Origin of the sequence: Nocardioides sp. CPCC 206348 (genome assembly GCF_048654705.1) — a bacterium.
In the GTDB taxonomy this organism is placed as follows: Bacteria; Actinomycetota; Actinomycetes; order Propionibacteriales; family Nocardioidaceae; genus Nocardioides.
The window spans coordinates 8,623-10,194 of sequence record NZ_JBMCZA010000159.1; the positions used below are offsets into that span (position 1 = coordinate 8,623).

A 1,572-nucleotide genomic window follows, 5' to 3' on the forward strand; every position below is an offset into this window, starting at 1 on the left:
CAACACCGAGGTCGCTCCGTGGCACGTGATTCCGGCCGACAAGAAGTGGTACCGCAACCTCGCCATCGGCACCCTCCTCCACGACGCCCTGTCGTCGCTCGACCTCGACTGGCCGGAGGCCGACTTCGATATCGAGGCCCAGAAGAAGCGGCTGGCCGACGAGAAGCCGCTGTGACCCTTCCGACCGTGCGGGTCACCCGCTACGTCACGCCGTTGCGTGAGGGCGGCAGCCTGCCCGGGATCGTCGAGGCCGAGGACCTCGGCACCTACGTGTGCAAGTTCCGCGGCGCCGGCCAGGGACCGCGCGTCCTCGTCGCCGAGGTGATCGTGGCGGGACTCGCTCGCAGCCTCGAGATCCCGACGCCCGACCAGGTCGTGCTGGACCTCGATCCCGACATCGCGCGTTACGAGGCCGACGAGGAGGTGCAGGACCTGATCAACGCGAGCCCCGGGCTGAACCTCGGGATCGACTTCCTGCCCGGCTCGTTCGGCTACGACCCCGGCTCCGGGCCCGATCGCGACCTCGCCGGTCGGGTGCTCTGGCTGGACGCGTTCACGGCCAACGTCGACCGCAGCTGGCGCAACCCGAACCTGCTGGTCTGGCGCGACGTCCTGTACGCGATCGACCACGGGGCCTCGCTCTACTTCCACCACTCGTGGTCCGGCGGCCCGGGCGACCCAGCCCGCTTCGCGGCCCAGGCGTACGACGCCTCGGAGCACATCCTGCGCGAGTACGCTCCCGAGGCGCAGGCCCAGGACGCCGTACTCGCTGAGCGGTTGAGCGACGACGCGATCGATGCCGTGCTCGCGGACATCAGTGATGACTGGCTCGAGCCGACCCCGGGTGCCGACGACCCCGCAGCCGTGCGGAAGCACTACGCCGCCTTCCTCCGGGCCCGTCGCGACGGCGACCGTTCGTGGTTGCCCGGTGTGGGGGAGTCGGCATGAAGCCGTACCAGTACGTCACGCTGCGGTGCGTCCCCCGCGTCGAGCGCGAGGAGTTCGTCAACGTCGGAGTCATCGTCCACTGCCCGGCAGAGGACTTCCTCGGCGTACGGACCGCCGTCGACGACGCGCGCGTCCGTGCCCTCGACGCGGGCATCGACCTCGACTCCGTCCGCGCCGCACTCGCCATGATCGACCGGGTCTGTCGCGGTGAGGCGCACACCGCCTTCGGCGTGGGCGTGCGTGCCACCGCGTACGGCGTCCGGGAGTCCCGCGACGACGCAAGCACCCGGTTCGGGTTCCTCAAGGCACCGCGCAGCACGGTGATCCAGCCCGGCCCGGTGCACGGCGGGGTGACGGCCGACCCCGCCCGTACGCTCGAGCACCTGCTGGAGTCGCTGGTCCTGTAGCCCGCCGGCACCGGCTGAAGTGGAGTAGTGGCCACTTCCCTCCCGTCTTCGCCGGGATCCTGGCCTGCGGCCCGCTGACCCTGGAAGCAGTGTTGCGCTCGCACCGTGCGCTCATGCACGACGATCCCGGCGAATCCGATTACGCCGGCCGGATCCGCGACATGCAGAACTGGGTCGGAGGCAGCGACCCCAGCGCGTGGGTGGTGCCGCCAGTGCG

The 1,572-nt window shown here is 70.7% G+C and carries 2 protein-coding genes; both read left to right on the forward strand.

Features of this window, described 5'->3' with window-relative positions; genetic code table 11:
• The first annotated feature begins 171 nt into the window (after positions 1-171).
• Positions 172-948: a HipA family kinase gene (locus tag ACOADB_RS11560; RefSeq protein WP_378598350.1), complete on the forward strand. Its 777-nt coding sequence runs from the start codon at positions 172-174 to the stop codon at positions 946-948.
• Positions 945-1,355, forward strand: coding sequence for a DUF3037 domain-containing protein (locus tag ACOADB_RS11565; protein ID WP_378598352.1), 411 nt, complete (start codon positions 945-947; stop codon positions 1,353-1,355). The genes ACOADB_RS11560 and ACOADB_RS11565 overlap by 4 nt, the downstream gene beginning before the upstream one ends.
• The last annotated feature ends 217 nt before the right edge of the window (positions 1,356-1,572 follow it).

Bases quoted from the DNA above. Each gene is read 5' to 3' on its own strand.
- ACOADB_RS11565 (WP_378598352.1), top strand. From the start codon at position 945: ATGAAGCCGTACCAGTACGTCACGCTGCGGTGCGTCCCCCGCGTCGAG.